This is a genomic window from Streptomyces lydicus, from assembly GCF_001729485.1.
Lineage (GTDB): Bacteria > Actinomycetota > Actinomycetes > Streptomycetales > Streptomycetaceae > Streptomyces > Streptomyces lydicus_D.
In genome coordinates this window covers 7,226,674-7,243,975 of record NZ_CP017157.1, presented here as the reverse complement: position 1 = coordinate 7,243,975, position 17,302 = coordinate 7,226,674, and the positions used below count along the sequence as shown (strand labels likewise).

At 71.9% G+C, this 17,302-nt stretch carries 17 protein-coding genes; 9 read left to right on the top strand and 8 right to left on the bottom strand.

What is annotated here, in order from left to right:
- Positions 1-93: 93 nt before the first annotated feature.
- Complete coding sequence (locus SL103_RS31395) at positions 94-918, bottom strand: alpha/beta fold hydrolase (protein WP_069572340.1); 825 nt, start codon at positions 916-918, stop codon at positions 94-96.
- Here SL103_RS31395 and SL103_RS31390 point away from each other — a divergent pair.
- Positions 917-1,381 carry a MerR family transcriptional regulator gene (locus SL103_RS31390; RefSeq protein ID WP_069572339.1) on the top strand — a complete coding sequence of 155 codons (465 nt, stop codon included), beginning with the start codon at positions 917-919 and terminating at the stop codon, positions 1,379-1,381. The two genes, SL103_RS31395 and SL103_RS31390, sit on opposite strands and share 2 nt — an antisense overlap.
- Before the next feature lie 137 nt (positions 1,382-1,518).
- The gene (locus tag SL103_RS31385) at positions 1,519-2,370 is read left to right on the top strand and encodes a hypothetical protein (protein ID WP_244304084.1); all 852 of its coding nucleotides are present in this window, start codon (positions 1,519-1,521) and stop codon (positions 2,368-2,370) included.
- A 6-nt stretch (positions 2,371-2,376) separates the two neighbouring features.
- Here the strand turns inward: SL103_RS31385 and SL103_RS31380 are convergent, their stop codons facing one another.
- From SL103_RS31380 to SL103_RS31360, 5 genes are all read right to left on the bottom strand, one after another.
- The gene (locus SL103_RS31380; RefSeq protein WP_069572337.1) at positions 2,377-3,153 is read right to left on the bottom strand and encodes a succinate dehydrogenase iron-sulfur subunit; all 777 of its coding nucleotides are present in this window, start codon (positions 3,151-3,153) and stop codon (positions 2,377-2,379) included.
- A complete protein-coding gene (gene sdhA / locus SL103_RS31375) occupies positions 3,153-4,907 on the bottom strand; it encodes a succinate dehydrogenase flavoprotein subunit (protein WP_069572336.1) in 1,755 nt (584 codons plus the stop codon). Before sdhA ends, SL103_RS31380 begins: the two co-directional genes overlap by 1 nt.
- 20 nt (positions 4,908-4,927) lie before the next feature.
- A complete protein-coding gene (locus SL103_RS31370) occupies positions 4,928-5,413 on the bottom strand; it encodes a succinate dehydrogenase hydrophobic membrane anchor subunit (protein WP_069572335.1) in 486 nt (161 codons plus the stop codon).
- Between the two features lie 6 nt (positions 5,414-5,419).
- A complete protein-coding gene (gene sdhC / locus SL103_RS31365; protein WP_079123594.1) occupies positions 5,420-5,800 on the bottom strand; it encodes a succinate dehydrogenase, cytochrome b556 subunit in 381 nt (126 codons plus the stop codon).
- Positions 5,801-6,025: 225 nt separating this feature from the next.
- Complete coding sequence (locus SL103_RS31360; RefSeq protein WP_069572334.1) at positions 6,026-6,496, bottom strand: 2-oxo-4-hydroxy-4-carboxy-5-ureidoimidazoline decarboxylase; 471 nt, start codon at positions 6,494-6,496, stop codon at positions 6,026-6,028.
- A 458-nt stretch (positions 6,497-6,954) separates the two neighbouring features.
- On the opposite strand from SL103_RS31360, the gene SL103_RS31355 reads away from it, so the two are divergent.
- From SL103_RS31355 to SL103_RS37555, 3 genes are all read left to right on the top strand, one after another.
- Positions 6,955-8,622 (top strand): beta-N-acetylhexosaminidase, encoded by a 1,668-nt coding sequence (locus tag SL103_RS31355; RefSeq protein ID WP_069572333.1) that lies wholly within the window; start codon positions 6,955-6,957, stop codon positions 8,620-8,622.
- 549 nt (positions 8,623-9,171) lie between these two features.
- Positions 9,172-9,942: an RNA polymerase sigma factor gene (locus SL103_RS31350; protein WP_069572332.1), complete on the top strand. Its 771-nt coding sequence runs from the start codon at positions 9,172-9,174 to the stop codon at positions 9,940-9,942.
- Positions 9,942-10,976: a hypothetical protein gene (locus SL103_RS37555; protein WP_069572331.1), complete on the top strand. Its 1,035-nt coding sequence runs from the start codon at positions 9,942-9,944 to the stop codon at positions 10,974-10,976. Before SL103_RS31350 ends, SL103_RS37555 begins: the two co-directional genes overlap by 1 nt.
- 226 nt (positions 10,977-11,202) lie before the next feature.
- Here SL103_RS37555 and SL103_RS31340 read toward each other — a convergent pair whose 3' ends face one another.
- Complete coding sequence (locus SL103_RS31340; RefSeq protein ID WP_069572330.1) at positions 11,203-12,081, bottom strand: L,D-transpeptidase family protein; 879 nt, start codon at positions 12,079-12,081, stop codon at positions 11,203-11,205.
- Positions 12,082-12,217: 136 nt separating this feature from the next.
- Between SL103_RS31340 and SL103_RS31335 the strand changes: the two genes are divergently transcribed.
- Both SL103_RS31335 and SL103_RS36590 read left to right on the top strand, forming a co-directional pair.
- Entirely contained in the window at positions 12,218-13,816 is a 1,599-nt protein-coding gene (locus SL103_RS31335) for an acyl-CoA mutase large subunit family protein (RefSeq protein ID WP_069572329.1), read from the top strand.
- A 373-nt stretch (positions 13,817-14,189) separates the two neighbouring features.
- Positions 14,190-14,402 carry a hypothetical protein gene (locus SL103_RS36590; RefSeq protein ID WP_033269541.1) on the top strand — a complete coding sequence of 71 codons (213 nt, stop codon included), beginning with the start codon at positions 14,190-14,192 and terminating at the stop codon, positions 14,400-14,402.
- 49 nt (positions 14,403-14,451) lie between these two features.
- Here the strand turns inward: SL103_RS36590 and SL103_RS31325 are convergent, their stop codons facing one another.
- Positions 14,452-15,153 carry a FadR/GntR family transcriptional regulator gene (locus SL103_RS31325; protein ID WP_069572327.1) on the bottom strand — a complete coding sequence of 234 codons (702 nt, stop codon included), beginning with the start codon at positions 15,151-15,153 and terminating at the stop codon, positions 14,452-14,454.
- Positions 15,154-15,285: 132 nt separating this feature from the next.
- On the opposite strand from SL103_RS31325, the gene SL103_RS31320 reads away from it, so the two are divergent.
- Positions 15,286-15,804 carry a gluconokinase gene (locus SL103_RS31320; RefSeq protein WP_069572326.1) on the top strand — a complete coding sequence of 173 codons (519 nt, stop codon included), beginning with the start codon at positions 15,286-15,288 and terminating at the stop codon, positions 15,802-15,804.
- 68 nt (positions 15,805-15,872) lie between these two features.
- Positions 15,873-17,270 (top strand): gluconate:H+ symporter, encoded by a 1,398-nt coding sequence (locus tag SL103_RS31315; RefSeq protein ID WP_069572325.1) that lies wholly within the window; start codon positions 15,873-15,875, stop codon positions 17,268-17,270.
- Positions 17,271-17,302 lie beyond the last annotated feature (32 nt).

Genomic DNA, 17,302 nt, shown 5'->3' with positions numbered 1-17,302 from the left:
TCGGCAGGGATGCCCAGCCCTCGCCCGCGGTCCACGTGCCGCCCGCGCGCCCCTCGCCCCCCTCGCCGGCACCCGCCCGCCCGACCCCGGCCCTCAGAGCCCGTGCTCGGCCAGGAAGGCGGCGATCAGGTCCTGCCACTCCTCCGGGCGCTCGACCATCGGCAGGTGGCCGGTGGCGATCTCCGCGTACGCGGCGCCGGGGATGTGGTCGGCCAGGTAGCGGGAGTGGTCCGGGTGCAGCAGCTCGTCCCGGCCGGTCGCGATGACCAGGGTGGGGACGGAGATGCCGGGGAGGTCGCCGGTGGTGTCCAACCTGCCGACGAGCGCGGCCTGTTCGGCGGAGCCGGCGGGCCGCCGGGTGGGGTCCGGGTCCAGTACGGCGGCCCGCTCCGCCGGCGACATGGCGTTGAAGTACTCGGGCGAGAAGGCGCTGAGGGCGCCGGTCTGGGCGAAGGCGGTGTAGTCGCCGTGGGCCAGCAGCCGCAGCCACAGGTCGAGCCAGAGCCTGGTGCGGGCGTCCGCCCTGGCGAGTCCGGCGGTGAGGACCAGGCCCCGTACGCGTTCCGGGTGCCGGGCGGCGGCGCGTACGGCGACGGCGGTGCCCATGGAGTAGCCGATCACGGTGAAGGTCTCCAGGCCGGCCGAGACGGCCTCGGCGACCACGGCGTCGGCCAGCGCGTCCAGCTCCAACGGGCCGGTGGCGCGCGGGGTTTCGCCCGAGCCGGGGTAGTCGGGCGCCACCACCCGGTGGCCGGAGGCCGCCAGCGCGGGGAGAAGGGCGCCGTAGTTGCTCTCGATGCTGCCGGTGGCGCCGTGGGCCAGCAGGACGCCGGGGCCCGCCGGATCACCGGCGACCGTGGTGGACAGGGGCGGGAGCGGGGCGGCAACGGGCGCGGGGCCCGCGGGAATCTGCGTCATGGGGAAGAGGTTGCAGCTTGACATCGGTGTGAAGGTCAAGCCGGCCGGGAAGAGGGGGACGCGGATGCGGATCGGTGAGCTGGCGCGGCGTACGGGGGTCAGCACCCGGGTGCTGCGCTACTACGAGCAGCGGGGCCTGCTGGGGGCCGAGCGGGACGCGAACGGGTACCGGCGGTACGACGGCGAGGACGCGGTCGAGGTCGTGGGGCGGATCAGGGAGCTGCTCGCCACCGGGCTGAACACCGACGACATCCGCGAGCTGCTGCCCTGTGCCCAGGGCGGGCCGGGGCTGACGCCGTGTGCGCTGTCGAGCGGCATCGTCGAACGGAAGATGGCCCAACTCGACCACGAGATGACCGAGTTGGCACGGAGGCGGGCCGCGCTCGGGGCGTATGTGCAGGTCATGCGGGAGCGCCGGACGCAGGACGAGGCGCTGGCGGCGCTGGCGCTGCGCGCGGGCTGAGCGGGCAGCGGGCGCGTCGACGGCGGCCCGGCCGAAAGGCAGGCAAGCTACTCGTGTGTTCCGCTTGCCACAAGCTACCCACCGGACAGATCCTCGTGTGCACGCCTCGGGGGAGGGGCGAGAAGCAGGGGGCTGATGTGCTGAGAGTGCACTTCACGGCGCAGGATCTGACGCGTACGCGGGTCGCCGACGGGGCCGACCCGCTCTGGGAGACGGTGCTGAGCCTGCACAGTCTGCGGGAGTGCCGGACCGAGCCGGCGCTGGCGCACTGGCGGCAGCACGCGGTACGGCACGGCCCCGGCCCGCTGCGGACCCTGCTGCCGCTGGTGCCCAAGCACGGCTACTTCCCGGATTTCCTCACCCCGTTCGCCGCGCTGGACGGCGTCGAGCCCGGCCTGGAAGCCGTCATGAGCACCCCGCGCAGCCGGCTCCGGACCGAGCTGACGCTGCTGTCGGGGCACCGGGCGCTGCCGGGCTGGGCCCGCGGGATCGGGGAGGGGGAGCCGGCCGCCCTGCGCCACCTCGCGCGGAGCCTGCGGACGTACCACCACCTGGCCATCGCGCCGAGCTGGCCGCGGATCGCCGGGCGGGTCGGCGCGGACCGGGCGTTGCGGGCGCACGCGCTCGGTCAGTCGGGCGCGGAGGCGATGCTGCGGACGTTCGGCCCGGTGATGCGGTGGCGGCCACCGGTGCTGGAGGTCGACTACCCCGTGGAGCGGGAGCTGTTCCTGCAGGGCCGGGGGCTGGTCCTGGTCCCCTCGTACTTCTGCCGGGACGACCCGGTGGCGCTGGTGGACGACGCGCTGCCGCCGGTACTGGTCTATCCGGCCGCCGAGGCGCGGAGCGCGCCGGCCGGCCGGGCCGCCACGTCCCACCCCGCGACGGCCGAAGGGCCCCGCTTCCGGTTCTCCGGAAGCGAGGCCCTCAGGGACGTACCGTCGCTGATCGGTGCCCGGGCCGCGGCCCGGGCAGCCGGCAGGCGCCGGTGACGGCGGTCAGAAGCGCCGGGTGATCAGCGCTCGCTTGACCTCCTGGATCGCCTTGGTGACCTCGATACCGCGCGGGCAGGCGTCCGTGCAGTTGAACGTGGTCCGGCAGCGCCAGACGCCGTCCTTGTCGTTGAGGATCTCCAGGCGCTGCTCGCCACCCTCGTCACGGCTGTCGAAGATGAAGCGGTGCGCGTTGACGATCGCCGCCGGGCCGAAGTACTGGCCGTCGTTCCAGAACACCGGGCACGAGGACGTGCAGGCGGCGCACAGGATGCACTTGGTGGTGTCGTCGAAGCGCTCACGGTCCTCGGCGGACTGCAGACGCTCACGGGTCGGCTCGTTGCCGGTCGTGATCAGGAACGGCATCACGTCGCGGTACGCCTGGAAGAAGGGCTCCATGTCGACGACAAGGTCCTTCATCACGGTCAGGCCCTTGATGGCCTCGACGGTGATCGGCTTCTCCGGGTTGATGTCCTTGATCAGCGTCTTGCAGGCCAGCCGGTTACGGCCGTTGATCCGCATGGCGTCCGAGCCGCAGATGCCGTGGGCGCAGGAGCGGCGGAAGGTCAGCGAACCGTCGAGCTCCCACTTGATCTTGTGGAGGGCGTCCAGGACGCGCTCCTTGGGGTCGATCTCCAGCTGGAAGTCCTGCCAGCTGGCCTCGTCGGAGACCTCCGGGTTGAACCGGCGGATCCGGAAGGTGACCGTGATGTAGGGGGAGTCGACGAAACCGGGCTCGGGCGTGCCGGCCTCGTCCGCCTTTTCCAGAGTCGGGGTGCTCATCAGTACTTACGCTCCATCGGCTGGTAGCGGGTCTGCACGACCGGCTTGTAGTCGAGACGGATCGACTCGGTGCCGTCTGCGCCCACCTCGCGGTACGCCATGGTGTGCCGCATGAAGTTGACGTCGTCGCGGTTGGGGTAGTCCTCGCGGTAGTGACCGCCGCGGGACTCCTTGCGGGCGAGCGCGGAGACCGCCATGACCTCGGCCAGGTCGAGCAGGTTGCCCAGCTCGATGGCCTCCAGCAGGTCGGTGTTGAACCGCTTGCCCTTGTCCTGGATGGCCACGTTCCGGTAGCGCTCGCGCAGCTCGCCGATCTTCTCGACCGCGGTCTTGATCGTCTGCTCGGTGCGGAACACCATCACGTTGGCGTCCATGCACTCCTGGAGCTCCTTGCGGATCTCGGTGACCCGCTCGGTGCCGGAGGAGTTGCGCAGCCGCTCGACCTGCTCGACGACCTGCTGGGCGGGGTCCTCGGGCAGCTCGACGAAGTCGGCCGAGGAGGAGTACTCCGCCGCCGCGATGCCGGCCCGGCGGCCGAACACGTTGATGTCCAGCAGCGAGTTGGTGCCCAGGCGGTTGGCGCCGTGCACGGAGACGCAGGCGACCTCGCCGGCCGCGTACAGGCCCGGCACGACGGTGGTGTTGTCCGCCAGGACCTCACCCTCGACGTTGGTCGGGATGCCGCCCATGGCGTAGTGCGCGGTCGGCTGGATCGGGATCGGGTCCGTGTAGGGCTCGATGCCGAGGTACGTGCGCGCGAACTCGGTGATGTCCGGGAGCTTGGCGTCCAGCTGCTCCGGCGGGAGGTGCGTGAGGTCCAGGTAGACGTGGTCGCCGTCGGGACCGCAGCCGCGGCCCTCGCGGATCTCCGTGTAGATGGAGCGCGAGACGACGTCACGCGAGGCGAGGTCCTTCATGACGGGCGCGTACTTCTCCATGAAGCGCTCGCCGTCCTTGTTGCGGAGGATGCCGCCCTCACCACGGGCGCCCTCCGTCAGCAGGATGCCCATCCGCCAGATGCCGGTCGGGTGGAACTGGAAGAACTCCATGTCCTCCAGCGGCAGCCCGCGGCGGTAGGCGGCGGCCTGGCCGTCACCGGTCAGGGTGTGCGCGTTGGAGGTCACCTTGAAGAACTTGCCGGTGCCGCCGGAGGCGAAGACGATCGACTTCGCCTGGAAGACGTGGATCTCGCCGGTGGCCAGCTCGTACGCGACGACGCCCGCGGACTTCTTGACGCCGTCGACGTCCTGGAGCAGCAGGTCGAGCACGTAGAACTCGTTGAAGAACTCCACGCCCTCCTTGACGCAGTTCTGGTACAGCGTCTGGAGGATCATGTGGCCGGTGCGGTCCGAGGCGTAGCAGGACCGGCGGACCGGGGCCTCACCGTGGTTACGGGAGTGACCGCCGAACCGGCGCTGGTCGATCTTGCCCTCGGGCGTGCGGTTGAACGGCAGGCCCATCTTCTCCAGGTCGAGGACCGAGTCGATGGCCTCCTTCGCGAGGATCTCGGCGGCGTCCTGGTCGACCAGGTAGTCGCCGCCCTTGATCGTGTCGAAGGTGTGCCACTCCCAGTTGTCGTCCTCGACGTTCGCGAGGGCGGCGGCCATACCGCCCTGGGCGGCGCCGGTGTGGGAGCGGGTCGGGTAGAGCTTCGTCAGGACCGCGGTGCGGCTGCGCTTGGTCGACTCGATGGCCGCGCGCATGCCCGCGCCGCCGGCGCCGACGATGACGGTGTCGTACTTGTGGATCTTCATGGTTCCAGTCAGCCCCGGCTTCAGGAGATGTTCGGGTCGAAGGTGAAGATCACCAGCGTGCCCAGAAGGACGGTGAACACCGTCGCGGTGTACAGCAGCATCTTCAGCCAGAAGCGGGTGTTGTCCCGCTGCGCGTAGTCGTTGATGACGGTGCGCAGGCCGTTGGCGCCGTGCAGCATGGCCAGCCACAGCATCGCCAGGTCCCAGACCTGCCAGAAGGGCGAGGCCCAGCGGCCGGCGACGAACGCGAAGCCGATCTTGGAGACGCCGCCGTCGAGGACCAGCTGGATCAGCAGGTGACCCAGGACGAGGACGACCAGCACGATGCCGGACAGCCGCATGAACAGCCATGCCTGCATCTCGAAGTTGCCGCGGGACGCGCGGCCGGACTTCCCGGTGCGCTTGCGCGGCGGCTCGATGACCGGCGCCGGGTTGTCCACGTCGTAGAGCGACACGGTGTCGGTCGCGCCCGTCGCGGTGGCTGCGGGGGTGGTTTCAGCGGACATCTCGCGTCAGCTCCCGAACAGCGTGCGCAGGGTGTGCTGCAGCACGGGGTAGAAGGCACCGGCCATCAGCACGACCCAGACACCGACAACGGTCCACAGCATCTGCTTCTGGTACTTCGGGCCCTTCGACCAGAAGTCCACGGCGACGACCCGCAGGCCGTTGAGCGCGTGGAAGAGGATGGCGGCCACCAGGCCGTACTCCATCACGTTGACGATAGGCGTCTTGTATGTCGCAACGACGTTGTCGTACGCCTCGGGGGAGACGCGTACGAGAGCGGTGTCGAGGACGTGGACGAACAGGAAGAAGAAGATGAGGACGCCGGTGACTCGATGAGCCACCCAGGACCACATGCCTTCCCGGCCGCGGTACAGCGTTCCAGCCGGCACGGAAGAACCCTCCGGGAGCGGGGACTAGGGCCGCGCCGGCTTCTCTGTCGGTCGGGCCCGGCCGGGTACGGTCCACCGGCCGCTCGTCATCGTATCGACGAGCTGTCGGTTCCTCGCGCGGGGGTCCTTAGGTGTGATCAAACAGCCACCAACGGGCTATCACACGAGGACGAATCGGAATTGTGCCGAACTATCGGGCAATGCGGCCATCGGGCGCCCGTCCGTTCAGGGTCCCGGGGCCAGGATCCGGGCCAGCCGGCCGCGGGCCAGCCGGCGCAGCTCGTCCGCCGCGACCGCCCGTTCCTCCTCCGGTTCGTTGCCCAGCCGGGTGCGGATGCCGGACAGCACCTGGTCGAGCAGTTCGTCGTCGCGGTAGCCGTCCAGGCAGATGACGAAGACATGGCGGAAGCGCCGCTCGTACTCGGCGTGCGCCGCGCGCAGCGCCGTGTGGGCCGCGAGCGTGGCCGGGCCGCGCGCGCCGGCCAGCGGCAGCGGGGAGAGCGACTCCCCGGCGAGCGCCTCGTCCAGCTCGGCCGCCGTCAGGTCGTAACACGCCTCGTCGGAGGCGGCGAGCAGGGACTCGGTGTCGGGGTACGGACGGTGCGCGGCCACCCGCTCCGCCCAGCGGCGGCTGCCGCAGCAGCCGAGGAGCGCGGAGCGCACCTCCTCGTGGCCGAGCGCGTTGAAGCGGACCAGTCCGCGGCTCTCGGGGTGGGGCCCGGTCGGGGCGGCGCCGGGGGCCTGCGAAGGTATGCCGCACCACGGGGGCTGCGGAGGACGCAGCGTCGTCGGCCTGGCGGCCGGAGTGTCACCGGACAGCGTGGGCTCCTCGGACGGATGCGGAGGGATCTTTTCGACGGGTGCGGGACGGGCGGCTGACGGAAGCTGGGGTAAGCGGACCGGACCGGGACGTGTGCGGAAGCGGCGGCGGGTGTGGCGGTGGTGCGTGAGGCACGACGGCCCGGCGGTATCCGGCGGTTCCAGGAGAGCCCTGGGAAAGGGGTGACGTACAGAGACGCCACGCTAACGACGCTTGTCGACCGTTGTCCGACGGCTGCGCGAATTTCACCCGGATGAGAGAGCGCTCGCGCGGTCGGTGGACGACCGGATCTGCACCTGGCAATGCCTTCGCCCCGAAAAGTGAGGATTGCACGATGTCGAACCCGATAAGGCAGCCGCGCGCCACGTTCCCGGCCACGGTGCTCGTCGGTGCCCTCTTGCTCGCCGGCTGCTCCCAAACCGTCGAAACCGAACCGCCCGGCAGTACCAGCGCCAAGGTGAAACCGTCGTCGGGGGCCACCCCGAGCTGGGCGCCGGTGACCGGAACGCCGCAGGTCGTCCCGGCCGTGCGGGACTTCCGACGGGCCGACGGCCCCGGCTGGCGCCCGTCGAAGGGGGCCCGGGTGGTCGTCCCTGCCGGCCCGAAGAGCAATGTGGCGGACGAGGCGCAACTCATGGCCCACGATTTGGGCGGCCTGCCCGTCGTCTACGGCGGCGAGACCGTCCAGCCGGGCGACATCGAGGTGAAACTCAGCGGGAAGGGCGGCAGCACCGCCAACAACGTCCCGGTGCAGGGCACCGCGGACGAGGCGTACACCCTCACCGCCCGCGGCACCCGGCTCACTCTGACGGCCCCCACCGACGCCGGAATCTTCTACGGCACCCGCACCGTCAAGCAGGCCGTGCGCGCCGCCGGCGGGCTGCCCGAGGGCACCATCGAGGACCGGCCGGACCGCCCGCAGCGCGGCATGTCGCTGGACAACGCGCGCAAGCCCTTCACCCAGGGCTGGATCGAGGACCGGCTGCGCGAGATCGCCGACCTCAAGCTCAACCAGTTCCAGCTGCACTTCTCCGACGACCAGGGCTTCCGCATCCAGAGCGACACCCACCCCGAGGTGGTCTCCGCCGACCACCTCAGCAAGGCGCAGGTCCGTCAGATCATCCAGCTGGCGCAGAGCCTGCACATCTCCGTCGTCCCGGAGCTGGACTCGCCCGGCCACCTCGGCGCCGTGCTCGCCCACCACCAGGACCTGCTGCTGCACAAGGCGTCCGGATCGGTGGTGCCGGGGGCGATCGACATCTCCAACCCCAAGGCGGCCCCGCTGATCGACTCGCTGCTCAAGGAGATGAGCGAGCTGTTCACCAACCCCAAGGGCGCCCCCGCCTACTGGCACCTGGGCGGTGACGAGTACCAGGCGCTGATGTCGTCCTCCCCGTCGGCCACCTATCCGCAGCTCGCCCGGGCCGCGCGGCAGAAGTACGGGCCGGGCGGCACCATCGAGGACCTGGCGACCGGCTGGCTGAACGACCGGCAGAAGACCGTCGAGGCCAAGGGCAAGAACCGCATCGAGGCGTGGAACGACGGCTTCTTCTCCAGCCCGAGGGCCAGCGCCGCCAAGAACCGGATGGTCGACTACTGGACCGGCAAGGAGATCGGCAAGCGCGATCCCGCGGAGTTCCTGCGCGAGGGCCGCAACGTCATGAACTTCAACGACGAGTACCTCTACTACGTCCTCGGCGAGCCCAACCAGTTCACCTACCCCACCGGCCAGCGGATCTACGAGAGCTGGACCCCGCTGGTGCTCCGCCACACCCAGCCGGTCGCGGTGCCCGCGAGCATGACCGGCCCGGATCGGATCCCCGGCGCGCGGTTCGCGATCTGGGCCGACCGGTCCCAGGCGCAGACGCAGGCGCAGGTGGCCACCGGGATCCGGCTGCCGCTGGCGGCGCTGGCGCAGAAGACCTGGGACTCGCGGAAGCCCGCGCTGTCCTGGACGGACTTCAAGGCGCTGGCCGACCGGGTGGCGGGGCCGCCCCGGTAAGAAACGGGTGAGAAGCGAGGACGGCCGGGGCCGCCACCCCCCACAGGAGAGGCCCCGGCCGTCGTTCGCGAAGGGCCGTGACGGCCCCCTAATCCGTACAGCGCCAGACGGCTCGAAAGCGTCACACGCGGTGCGGGCCGGGGTACCGCCAGTGCTCTGGACGCGGGCCCGGCCAGGCCCGTAACGTGCGGATCCGCGCCGGTGGGCGCACCGGTCGCGCCCCCACGGCGGCCCGCATCACGACGTTCCTCCCGGGAGTTCCAGATGGATCCGTGCGCGCGCCTCTCCGGTGCGTCGGCAGCGTGGCGCGGTCCGGGTTCCGGCCCCGGACGGGCGGCCGGGAGCGCCCTCCCGGATTCGGAGCGGGTGTGTCCACGGGTTACGGTCAGCAGGAACAGCCGGTTACCGGGAGTTCTCGGCGCGTCCTGACCAGCGGTGACGGGCGCTGGCCCGGACAGCTCCCGGACGGCAGCCGGCAACGGAGCCGGACAAGGACACAAAGCAGCAAGGACCGGGCGGCGGACATTCCACGTGCGACAGGATGGACCCGTGCGAGGGGACGACATTCAGCCGGACGACCGTCGGCTGACGGTGGCCGTGCAGGCGGCGCAGGACGGCGACGAGGCCGCGTTCCGAACCGTCTACCGCGCCGTACATCCCCGACTTCTGGGGTACGTACGGACGTTGGTGAGCGAAGCGGACGTTGAGGACGTCACCTCCGAGGCGTGGTTGCAGATAACCCGCGACCTCGCGCGCTTCACCGGTGACGCCGACCGCTTCCGCGGCTGGGCCGCCCGCATCGCCCGCAACCGCGCCCTGGACCACATCCGGATGCGCGGCCGGCGCCCGGCGGTCGGCGGCGACGAGAGCGAACTGGCCGACACCCCCGCCGCGTCGGACACCGCCGGCGAGGCGCTGGAGGCCCTCGGCACCGGCCGCACCATGCGGCTGATAGCCAGGCTCCCGCAGGACCAGGCCGAGGCGGTGGTGCTGCGGGTGGTGGTGGGGCTGGACGCCAAGTCCACCGCGGAGGTGCTCGGCAAGCGTCCCGGCGCGGTGCGCACCGCCGCGCACCGCGGACTGCGCAAGCTCGCGGAGCTGATCGGCGAGCCGCCGGGCGGCGGCGGCCCGGAAGACGCGGACGACCGCCCAGACGAAGCCGACGGCGCCCCCTCGGGGCGCCTCGCACCCGGTCCCCGCAAGGGCGGCGGACCGGTGAGCGGACTGCCGCTCCAGGACCGAAGACGCCGCGACGGCGTGGCGGAATCGTACGTACCAGGTGTGACGGAAACGGCCGCCGGAACGCAGAAGGACATGTGATGGCCGACGACCGGTACAACTGGCTCGACAAGGACACCGCGGAGCGGTTGCTGCGCGGTGAACCGGTCAGTGCCCGGCGCGGCGACGGCGCGCACGAGCTCGAACAGCTGCTGAAGGCCGCCGCCGCGGTCGGCGCCGAGGCTCCCGGCACCGCGCCGCTGCCCGGCGAGGAGACCGCTCTCGCGGCGTTCCGTCAGGCCGCCCGCGCCGGCGCCCGGTCGCGTGGCGCCGACGCGCCGCCGGCCGCCGTCGGCTCCGGTCGCGCCACCGGCCTCGCCGAACGCACCCGGCTCGCCCGCCCCTTGCGGCGCGGCTTCGCCGTGGCCCTCGCCGTCTGCGCCATCGGCGGCGTCGCCGTCGCCGCCGGCACCGGCGTCCTGCCGACGCCCTTCGAGGGCGGCGACCCCGCCCCGGGCTCCAGCGTGTCCGCCGCCGAGTCCCCCGGCCCGTTGGACACCCGCGAGCCGGGCGCCGAGACGGACGGCACGACGGCCCGGACCCCCGACGCGACGCCGGGCGGAGGGACTTCCGCGCCCGCCCGCACCCCGACCCCGGGCACCAGCCCGGGTGCGACCGGGACCCCCGGCACGCCCGGCGGCGGCGCCGGACGCGACGACCGGCCCGGCGGCGGGAAGGGCAACGGCGTACCCGGCACCAAGAAGCAGCTCCTGCTCGGCCTCTGCCGGAACTACGAATCCGGCAATCGGAACGGGATGGACCGCGACGCGCTGCGCCGCCTGGAGAAGCGGGCCGGCGGTGCCGACAAGGTGCACGCCTTCTGCCGTGCCTACCTGGCGCGTTACGGCCTCGGCGGCGGCTCCGGTGACAACGATGGCTTCACCGGCGGCCTGGGCGGCAGCGGAACCGGCGGCGACTCGGGGCAGAGCGGTGACCCCGGCGGCGACCAGGAGGGCGGGCCAGCGCCCTCCCCGCCCGGCACCACCACCCCCGGTACCGCCACCCCGTCCCCTTCCCCGTCCGTGACCAGCACGGACTCCGTCAGCACGACGCCCGGTACGACGGCCACAAGCTAGGTGTGACGTTTTCCGACCCGGTGACGCAGTACTGAGTGAAGCCGACTGGTCATCGGCTGCGCGACGAGCCGGGGTTCCCCCCGTACCCACGGCTCAGCGCACTCGGCGCGGGCGGGGCACGTTCCCCCGGCCCTGCCCGCGCCCCATCTCTTCCGACCGGCCGACCAGCCGTCTGGTCCCTGCCGCCGGCTCCCAATCGGCGCGCCACCGACGGCAGGTGGCCGCCCTAGTGGTAGACGACCACCTTCGTTCCCTTCCGCACCGCGTCGAACAGCGCGGCGACCTTCGCCTTGTCCCGTACGTTGACGCAGCCGTGCGAGGCGCCGGTGTAGCCGCGGGCGGCGAAGTCCGCCGAGTAGTGCACGGCCTGACCGCCGCTGAAGAACATCGCGTACGGCATGGCCGTGTGGTACAGCGTCGAGACGTGCCGGCGGCTCTTGAACGTGATGGCGAAGGTGCCCTCGCGGGTCGGGGTGTACTGGGAGCCGAAGCGCACGTCCATCGCCGAGACGATCCGGCCGTCGACGACCCAGGCCAGGGTGTTGCTCCGCTTGCTGATGCAGATCACCCGGCCCGTCAGGCAGCGCGGATCGGGCGTGCCGACCGGCCGGGAGGTCGCCGGGTGGAGGTCGGCCCGCGACGGCCGGTGGGTGCGGGCGCGCAGCGCGCTCCACAGCGCCGGCTGCACGGTGCCCGTACGCGGCAGGCCCTGCTGCTTCTGGAAGGCGCGGACCGCGGTGGCGGTGACCGCGGCGTAGTAGCCCGTCGGGGCGCGGTCGAACAGACCCAGCTGGCCCAGCCGCGCCTGGAGTTCGCGGACCTGTGCGCCGCGGGCACCGGTCGCCATGAGCGGAGTGGCGGCCCGCGGGGCGGCGTGTGCGGTGCGGTGCGGTTGCGGGGCGGCGGCACGTGGCGCCGGGGCGGTGGGCGGCGCGTGCGAACGGAGCGGCGGCGGGGCCGGCGTGGTGGGGGCGAACTGCACGCCCTTGCTGTCGGGAGCGCCGGTCCTGGTGACCGTCACCGGGCGGCAGCCCACCGTCAGTGCGGCCACCATCAGCACCGCGGCCACCGCGGGTGCCGTCCCTCTTCCGCTGCTCCGCTTCATGCGTCAACCCCCGGATCTCGGCGGCCCGACCGGCCACCGGTGATGCTTCCCAGCGCTGCGGCGTGGCGAACCTGCGGGCATGCTGTGACCAAGGCGTAAAACGGCACAAAGGTCACCGCACGGGAGGCGTACGTCCATGGCGCAGGAAGCGGACAGCGTCCGGCACAGCGAGAGCGGTCTGCCGATCGAGCCGGTGTACGGGCCGGCGGCGCTGGACGGCTGGGACCCGGTGAGCCGGCTCGGCGCGCCCGGCAGCTACCCCTTCACCCGGGGCGTGTATCCGTCGATGTACACCGGACGGCCCTGGACGATGCGCCAGTACGCCGGTTTCGGCACCGCCCTGGAGTCCAACGCCCGCTACCGCCGGCTGATCGCCCACGGCACCACGGGGCTGTCCGTCGCCTTCGACCTGCCCACACAGATGGGCCACGACTCCGACACCCCGATCGCCTCCGGGGAGGTCGGCAAGGTCGGGGTGGCCGTCGACTCCGTCGAGGACATGCGGGTGCTGTTCGGCGGCATCCCGCTGGACCGGGTCTCGACATCGATGACGATCAACGCGCCGGCCGCGCTGCTGCTGCTCCTCTACCAACTGGTCGGGGAGGAGGAAGGGGTGGCGCCCGCCCGGCTGACCGGCACGATCCAGAACGACGTGCTGAAGGAGTACATCGCGCGCGGCACCTACATCTTCCCGCCGCAGCCCTCGCTCCGGCTGACCGCCGACATCTTCCGCTACTGCCGGACCGAGATCCCCCGCTGGAACACCATCTCCATCTCCGGCTACCACATGGCCGAGGCCGGCGCCTCGCCCGCGCAGGAGATCGCCTTCACGCTCGCCAACGGCATCGAGTACGTCCGCACCGCGCTGGCCGCCGGCATGGACGTCGACGACTTCGCGCCCCGGCTCTCCTTCTTCTTCGTCGCGCGTACGACACTGCTCGAAGAGGTCGCCAAGTTCCGTGCCGCACGCCGGATGTGGGCCCGCGTCATGCGGGAGGAGTTCGGCGCGCGCGACCCCAGGTCGCAGATGCTGCGGTTCCACACCCAGACGGCGGGGGTGCAGCTCACCGCCCAGCAGCCGGAGGTCAACCTGGCCCGGGTCACCGTCCAGGGGCTGGCCGCGGTCCTCGGCGGCACCCAGTCCCTGCACACCAATTCCTTCGACGAGGCCATCGCGCTGCCCACCGACAAGGCGGCCCGCCTCGCGCTGCGTACCCAGCAGGTGCTCGCCCACGAGACGGACGTGACCGCCACCGTCGACCCGTTCGCCGGTTCCTACGCCGTGGAGTCGATGACGGACGACATGGAGGAGGAGGCCGTGGCGCTGATGCGGCGGGTCGAGGAGCGCGGCGGCGCGGTGGCCGCCATCGAACAGGGCTTCCAGAAGGACGAGATCGAACGCAACGCGTACCGCATCGCGCAGGAGACGGACAGCGGCGAGCGGGTGGTGGTCGGCCTCAACCGCTTCCGGCTCGACGAGGAGGAACCGTACGAACCGCTGCGCGTGGACCCGGAGATCGAGGCCCGGCAGACCGAACGCCTGGCGGTGCTGCGCACCCGCCGCAACGGCCGCGCGGTCACCCGCTCCCTCGACGATCTCCGCAAGGCCGCCGAGGGCACCGACAACGTCCTCCCCCCGATGCGGGAGGCGCTCCGCGCCCGGGCCACGGTGGGCGAGGTGTGCGACGCGCTGCGGGGGGTGTGGGGCCAGTACGTGCCGACGGACGCGTTCTGAGGCGTTTCCGTACGGCCCGCGGGTTCATTCCACCCGGGCCGCGAACCCGTGGAACAGGTCCTGTCCCGGGACCGGGAGGCCGGGCGGCAGGGGTTCGCCGAGCCGCTCAGGCCGCATCCGTCGGTGAGCCGGAACCACTGGTCGCAGGCCCGGCGCAGTGCGTCGGGTCGGCTCGCGACGATCGTGGTGCGGTGCACGACCGATCCGCTCCAGGCGTCGTCCTCCAGCACGTAGCAGCTGTGGCCGCCGCCGAGCGCGGCCCGTGTGTCGCCGGCCGCCGCCGCGGTGCGCAGATGCTCGATCGCCTCGTCGTTGATTGGCATGCACGGAGGCTGGCGAGCAGCACCGACAGCCGGTCCGTCAGACTGGTGCCATGTCCTCACCCCGCCGCGCGTGCCCCGTCTGCACCCGAGAGATCGCTGTTGTCGGCGGCCGCTACGCCCGTCATGACCCGCCGGGCCGCCGTACGGGCATCGAGTTGATCTCCTGCCCCGGATCGCGGCGGATGGCACCGATGATGGCGCCGGCGGAGAAGCTGTTCGACCCGGAGGAGCCGCCGATGCCGGGCCAGCAGCCGCTGTTCTGAGGCGTGGTGGGCCGGCCGGCGGCTCCGGCGGCCGCGCCGGGCACCCCGACTACGGTGCCAGGACGTCGAGTTCGGCCATCGCGCCGGCGGTGATCTCCCGGGTCAGCGCCTCCGCCCGTTCCGCGTCGCCCGTGCGTATCGCCTCCGCCACCTGGACGTGGAGGGTGACCGCGGCGGGGTCGGGGTCGGTGAACATCACGTGGTGCTGGGTGCGGCCGGTCAGGACGGCGGCGACCACGTCGCCGAGGCGGGCGAACATCTCGTTGCCGGAGGCGGTCAGCACGATCCGGTGGAAGGCGACGTCGTGGACGAGGTAGGCGTCGAGCTGCTGGCCGCGTGAGGTGGCGACCATGCCCATCGCGTGTTCGGTGAGCGCGGCGCACTGCTCGGGGGTGGCGTGCCGGGCGGCGAGGCCCGCGGCGACCGGTTCGACGGCCGAGCGCAGCACGGTCAGCGAGCGCAGCTGCCGGGGGCGGTCCCGGCCGGCGAGCCGCCAGCCGATCACCCGGGGGTCGTAGACGTTCCACTCCTCGGTGGGGCGGACGGTCACGCCGACGCGGCGGCGCGACGCGACCAGGCGCATGGATTCCAGGACCCGGATCGCCTCGCGGATGACCGTGCGTGAGACGTCGAAGCGCTGCTCCAGCTCGTCCGTGCGCAGGATCGTGCCCGGAGGGTAGTCCCCCGCGGTGATCGCGGGTCCGAGGGACTCCAGCACACGGGCGTGCAGTCCCTTCCCCTCGTTTTCCATGGGGCAAGCCTACGTTCCCGCACCTCGGCCAATTAAGTATGACGTTTGCGTCACAGCCTCTTGAATACGTCGTACCTAATGGGTTTCAGTGGGGTCCGCACGGGGTCAATGAAGACAGCGAGGTACCACGGGATGAGCACCCCTGACGTCATCGTCGTGATGGGCGTGGCCGGCACCGGCAAGACCACGATCGGCCCGCTGGTGGCCGCCGAGCTGGGCGTTCCGTACGCCGAAGGGGACGACTTCCATCCGCCGGCCAACATCGCCAAGATGTCGGCCGGGGTCCCGCTGGACGACGCGGACCGCGGTCCGTGGCTGGACGCCATCGGCGCCTGGGCGCACGGGCGGGCCGGGCGCGGTGGTGTCGTCAGCAGCTCCGCGCTCAAGCGCTCCTACCGGGACCGGCTGCGGGCCGCGGCCCCCGGCGCCGTCTTCCTGCACCTGACCGGTGACCGCGCGCTGATCGAGGCGCGGATGACCGAGCGCAAGGGCCACTTCATGCCGACCGCGCTGCTGGACTCCCAGTTCGCCACGCTCGAACCCCTCGGGGACGACGAGGCCGGCGTCGCGGTGGACGTCTCCGGCACCCCCCGGGAGATCGCCGCGCGCGCGGTGGCCGCGCTGCGTGCGCGGACCGCACCCGCCGGCTGACCCCCGGGGCCCCGCGCCCCGCAACGCAGTACCCCTCTTCCCCCTCCCCTCCAAGCAAGGGAATCGCCGTGACACATCTCAGCGTCGAGATGCTCGCAGCGGATGCGACCGAGCCGATCACCTCGGCCGGTCACGCCCAGCTGGGCATCGCCGTCCTGGCCGGCATAGCCGTCATCGTGCTGCTCATCACCAAGTTCAAGCTGCACGCCTTCCTGTCGCTGATCATCGGCTCGCTGGTGCTCGGCGCGGTGGCCGGTGCGCCGCTCGACAAGGCCATCACCAGCTTCTCGACGGGCCTGGGCACGACGGTCGCCGGCACGGGCGTGCTGATCGCGCTCGGTGCGATCCTCGGCAAGCTGCTCGCCGACTCCGGCGGCGCGGACCAGATCGTCGACACGATCCTGGCGAGGGCGAGCCGCCGGAGCATGCCCTGGGCGATGGTGCTGATCGCCGGCATCGTCGGGCTGCCGATCTTCTTCGAGGTCGGGATCGTGCTGCTGATCCCGGTGGTGCTGCTGGTCGCCAAGCGCGGCAACTTCTCGCTGATGCGGATCGGCATCCCGGCGCTGGCCGGCCTGTCCGTCATGCACGGGCTGATCCCGCCGCACCCCGGCCCGCTGGTGGCGATCGACGCGGTCGGCGCGAACCTCGGCGTGACCCTGGCCCTCGGCGTGGTCGTCGCGATCCCGACGGCGATCATCGCCGGCCCGCTCTTCTCCCGTTACGCGGTCCGGTGGGTGGACATCCGCCCGCCGGAGAAGATGGTGCCGGAGCGCGCCTCGGACGACCTGGAGAAGCGGCCCGGCTTCGGGATCACCGTGGCCACCGTGCTGCTGCCGGTCGTGATGATGCTGGCCAAGGCGCTGGTGGATGTCGTGATCGACGATCCCGCGGCCGGCGCGCAGAGGGTCTTCGACGTCGTCGGCTCGCCGCTGATCGCGCTGCTGACCGCCGTCATCGTCGCGATGTTCACGCTCGGCCGGGCGGCCGGCTTCACCCGCGGCCGGATCGCCTCCACCGTCGAGAGGTCGCTCGCCCCGATCGCCGGGGTGCTGCTGATCGTCGGCGCGGGCGGCGGCTTCAAGCAGACGCTGGTGGACGCCGGCGTCGGCCAGATGATCCTGGACGTCTCCAAGGGCTGGCACCTGTCCACGCTGCTGCTGGCCTGGCTGATCGCGGTCACCATCCGGCTCGCGACCGGCTCCGCGACGGTGGCCACCATCTCCGCCGCCGGACTCGTCGCCCCGCTGGCCGCCGACATGAGCACCACGCACGGCGCGCTGCTGGTGCTGGCGATCGGCTGTGGCTCGCTGTTCTTCAGCCATGTCAACGACGCCGGGTTCTGGCTGGTCAAGGAGTACTTCGGGATGAGCGTCGGCCAGACACTGAAGACCTGGTCGGTGATGGAGACGCTGATCTCGGTCGTCGGGATCGTCTGCGTGTTGCTGCTCTCCCTGGTCCTCTGACGGGCCGTCAGCGACCTTCCGGGCGGGACCGA

What these genes read in the sequence shown, in the direction of transcription:
- SL103_RS36590 (WP_033269541.1), top strand. Translation starts at nt 14,190, where the DNA reads ATGTCCTCACCCCGCCGCGCGTGCCCCGTCTGCACCCGAGAGATCGCT.
- SL103_RS31380 (WP_069572337.1), bottom strand. Translation starts at nt 3,153, where the DNA reads ATGAGCACCCCGACTCTGGAAAAGGCGGACGAGGCCGGCACGCCCGAG.
- SL103_RS31370 (WP_069572335.1), bottom strand. Translation starts at nt 5,413, where the DNA reads ATGTCCGCTGAAACCACCCCCGCAGCCACCGCGACGGGCGCGACCGAC.
- SL103_RS31390 (WP_069572339.1), top strand. Translation starts at nt 917, where the DNA reads ATGGGGAAGAGGTTGCAGCTTGACATCGGTGTGAAGGTCAAGCCGGCC.
- SL103_RS31340 (WP_069572330.1), bottom strand. Translation starts at nt 12,081, where the DNA reads ATGAAGCGGAGCAGCGGAAGAGGGACGGCACCCGCGGTGGCCGCGGTG.
- SL103_RS31325 (WP_069572327.1), bottom strand. Translation starts at nt 15,153, where the DNA reads ATGGAAAACGAGGGGAAGGGACTGCACGCCCGTGTGCTGGAGTCCCTC.
- SL103_RS31395 (WP_069572340.1), bottom strand. Translation starts at nt 918, where the DNA reads ATGACGCAGATTCCCGCGGGCCCCGCGCCCGTTGCCGCCCCGCTCCCG.
- SL103_RS31335 (WP_069572329.1), top strand. Translation starts at nt 12,218, where the DNA reads ATGGCGCAGGAAGCGGACAGCGTCCGGCACAGCGAGAGCGGTCTGCCG.
- sdhA (WP_069572336.1), bottom strand. Translation starts at nt 4,907, where the DNA reads ATGAAGATCCACAAGTACGACACCGTCATCGTCGGCGCCGGCGGCGCG.
- SL103_RS31355 (WP_069572333.1), top strand. Translation starts at nt 6,955, where the DNA reads ATGTCGAACCCGATAAGGCAGCCGCGCGCCACGTTCCCGGCCACGGTG.
- SL103_RS31320 (WP_069572326.1), top strand. Translation starts at nt 15,286, where the DNA reads ATGAGCACCCCTGACGTCATCGTCGTGATGGGCGTGGCCGGCACCGGC.
- SL103_RS37555 (WP_069572331.1), top strand. Translation starts at nt 9,942, where the DNA reads ATGGCCGACGACCGGTACAACTGGCTCGACAAGGACACCGCGGAGCGG.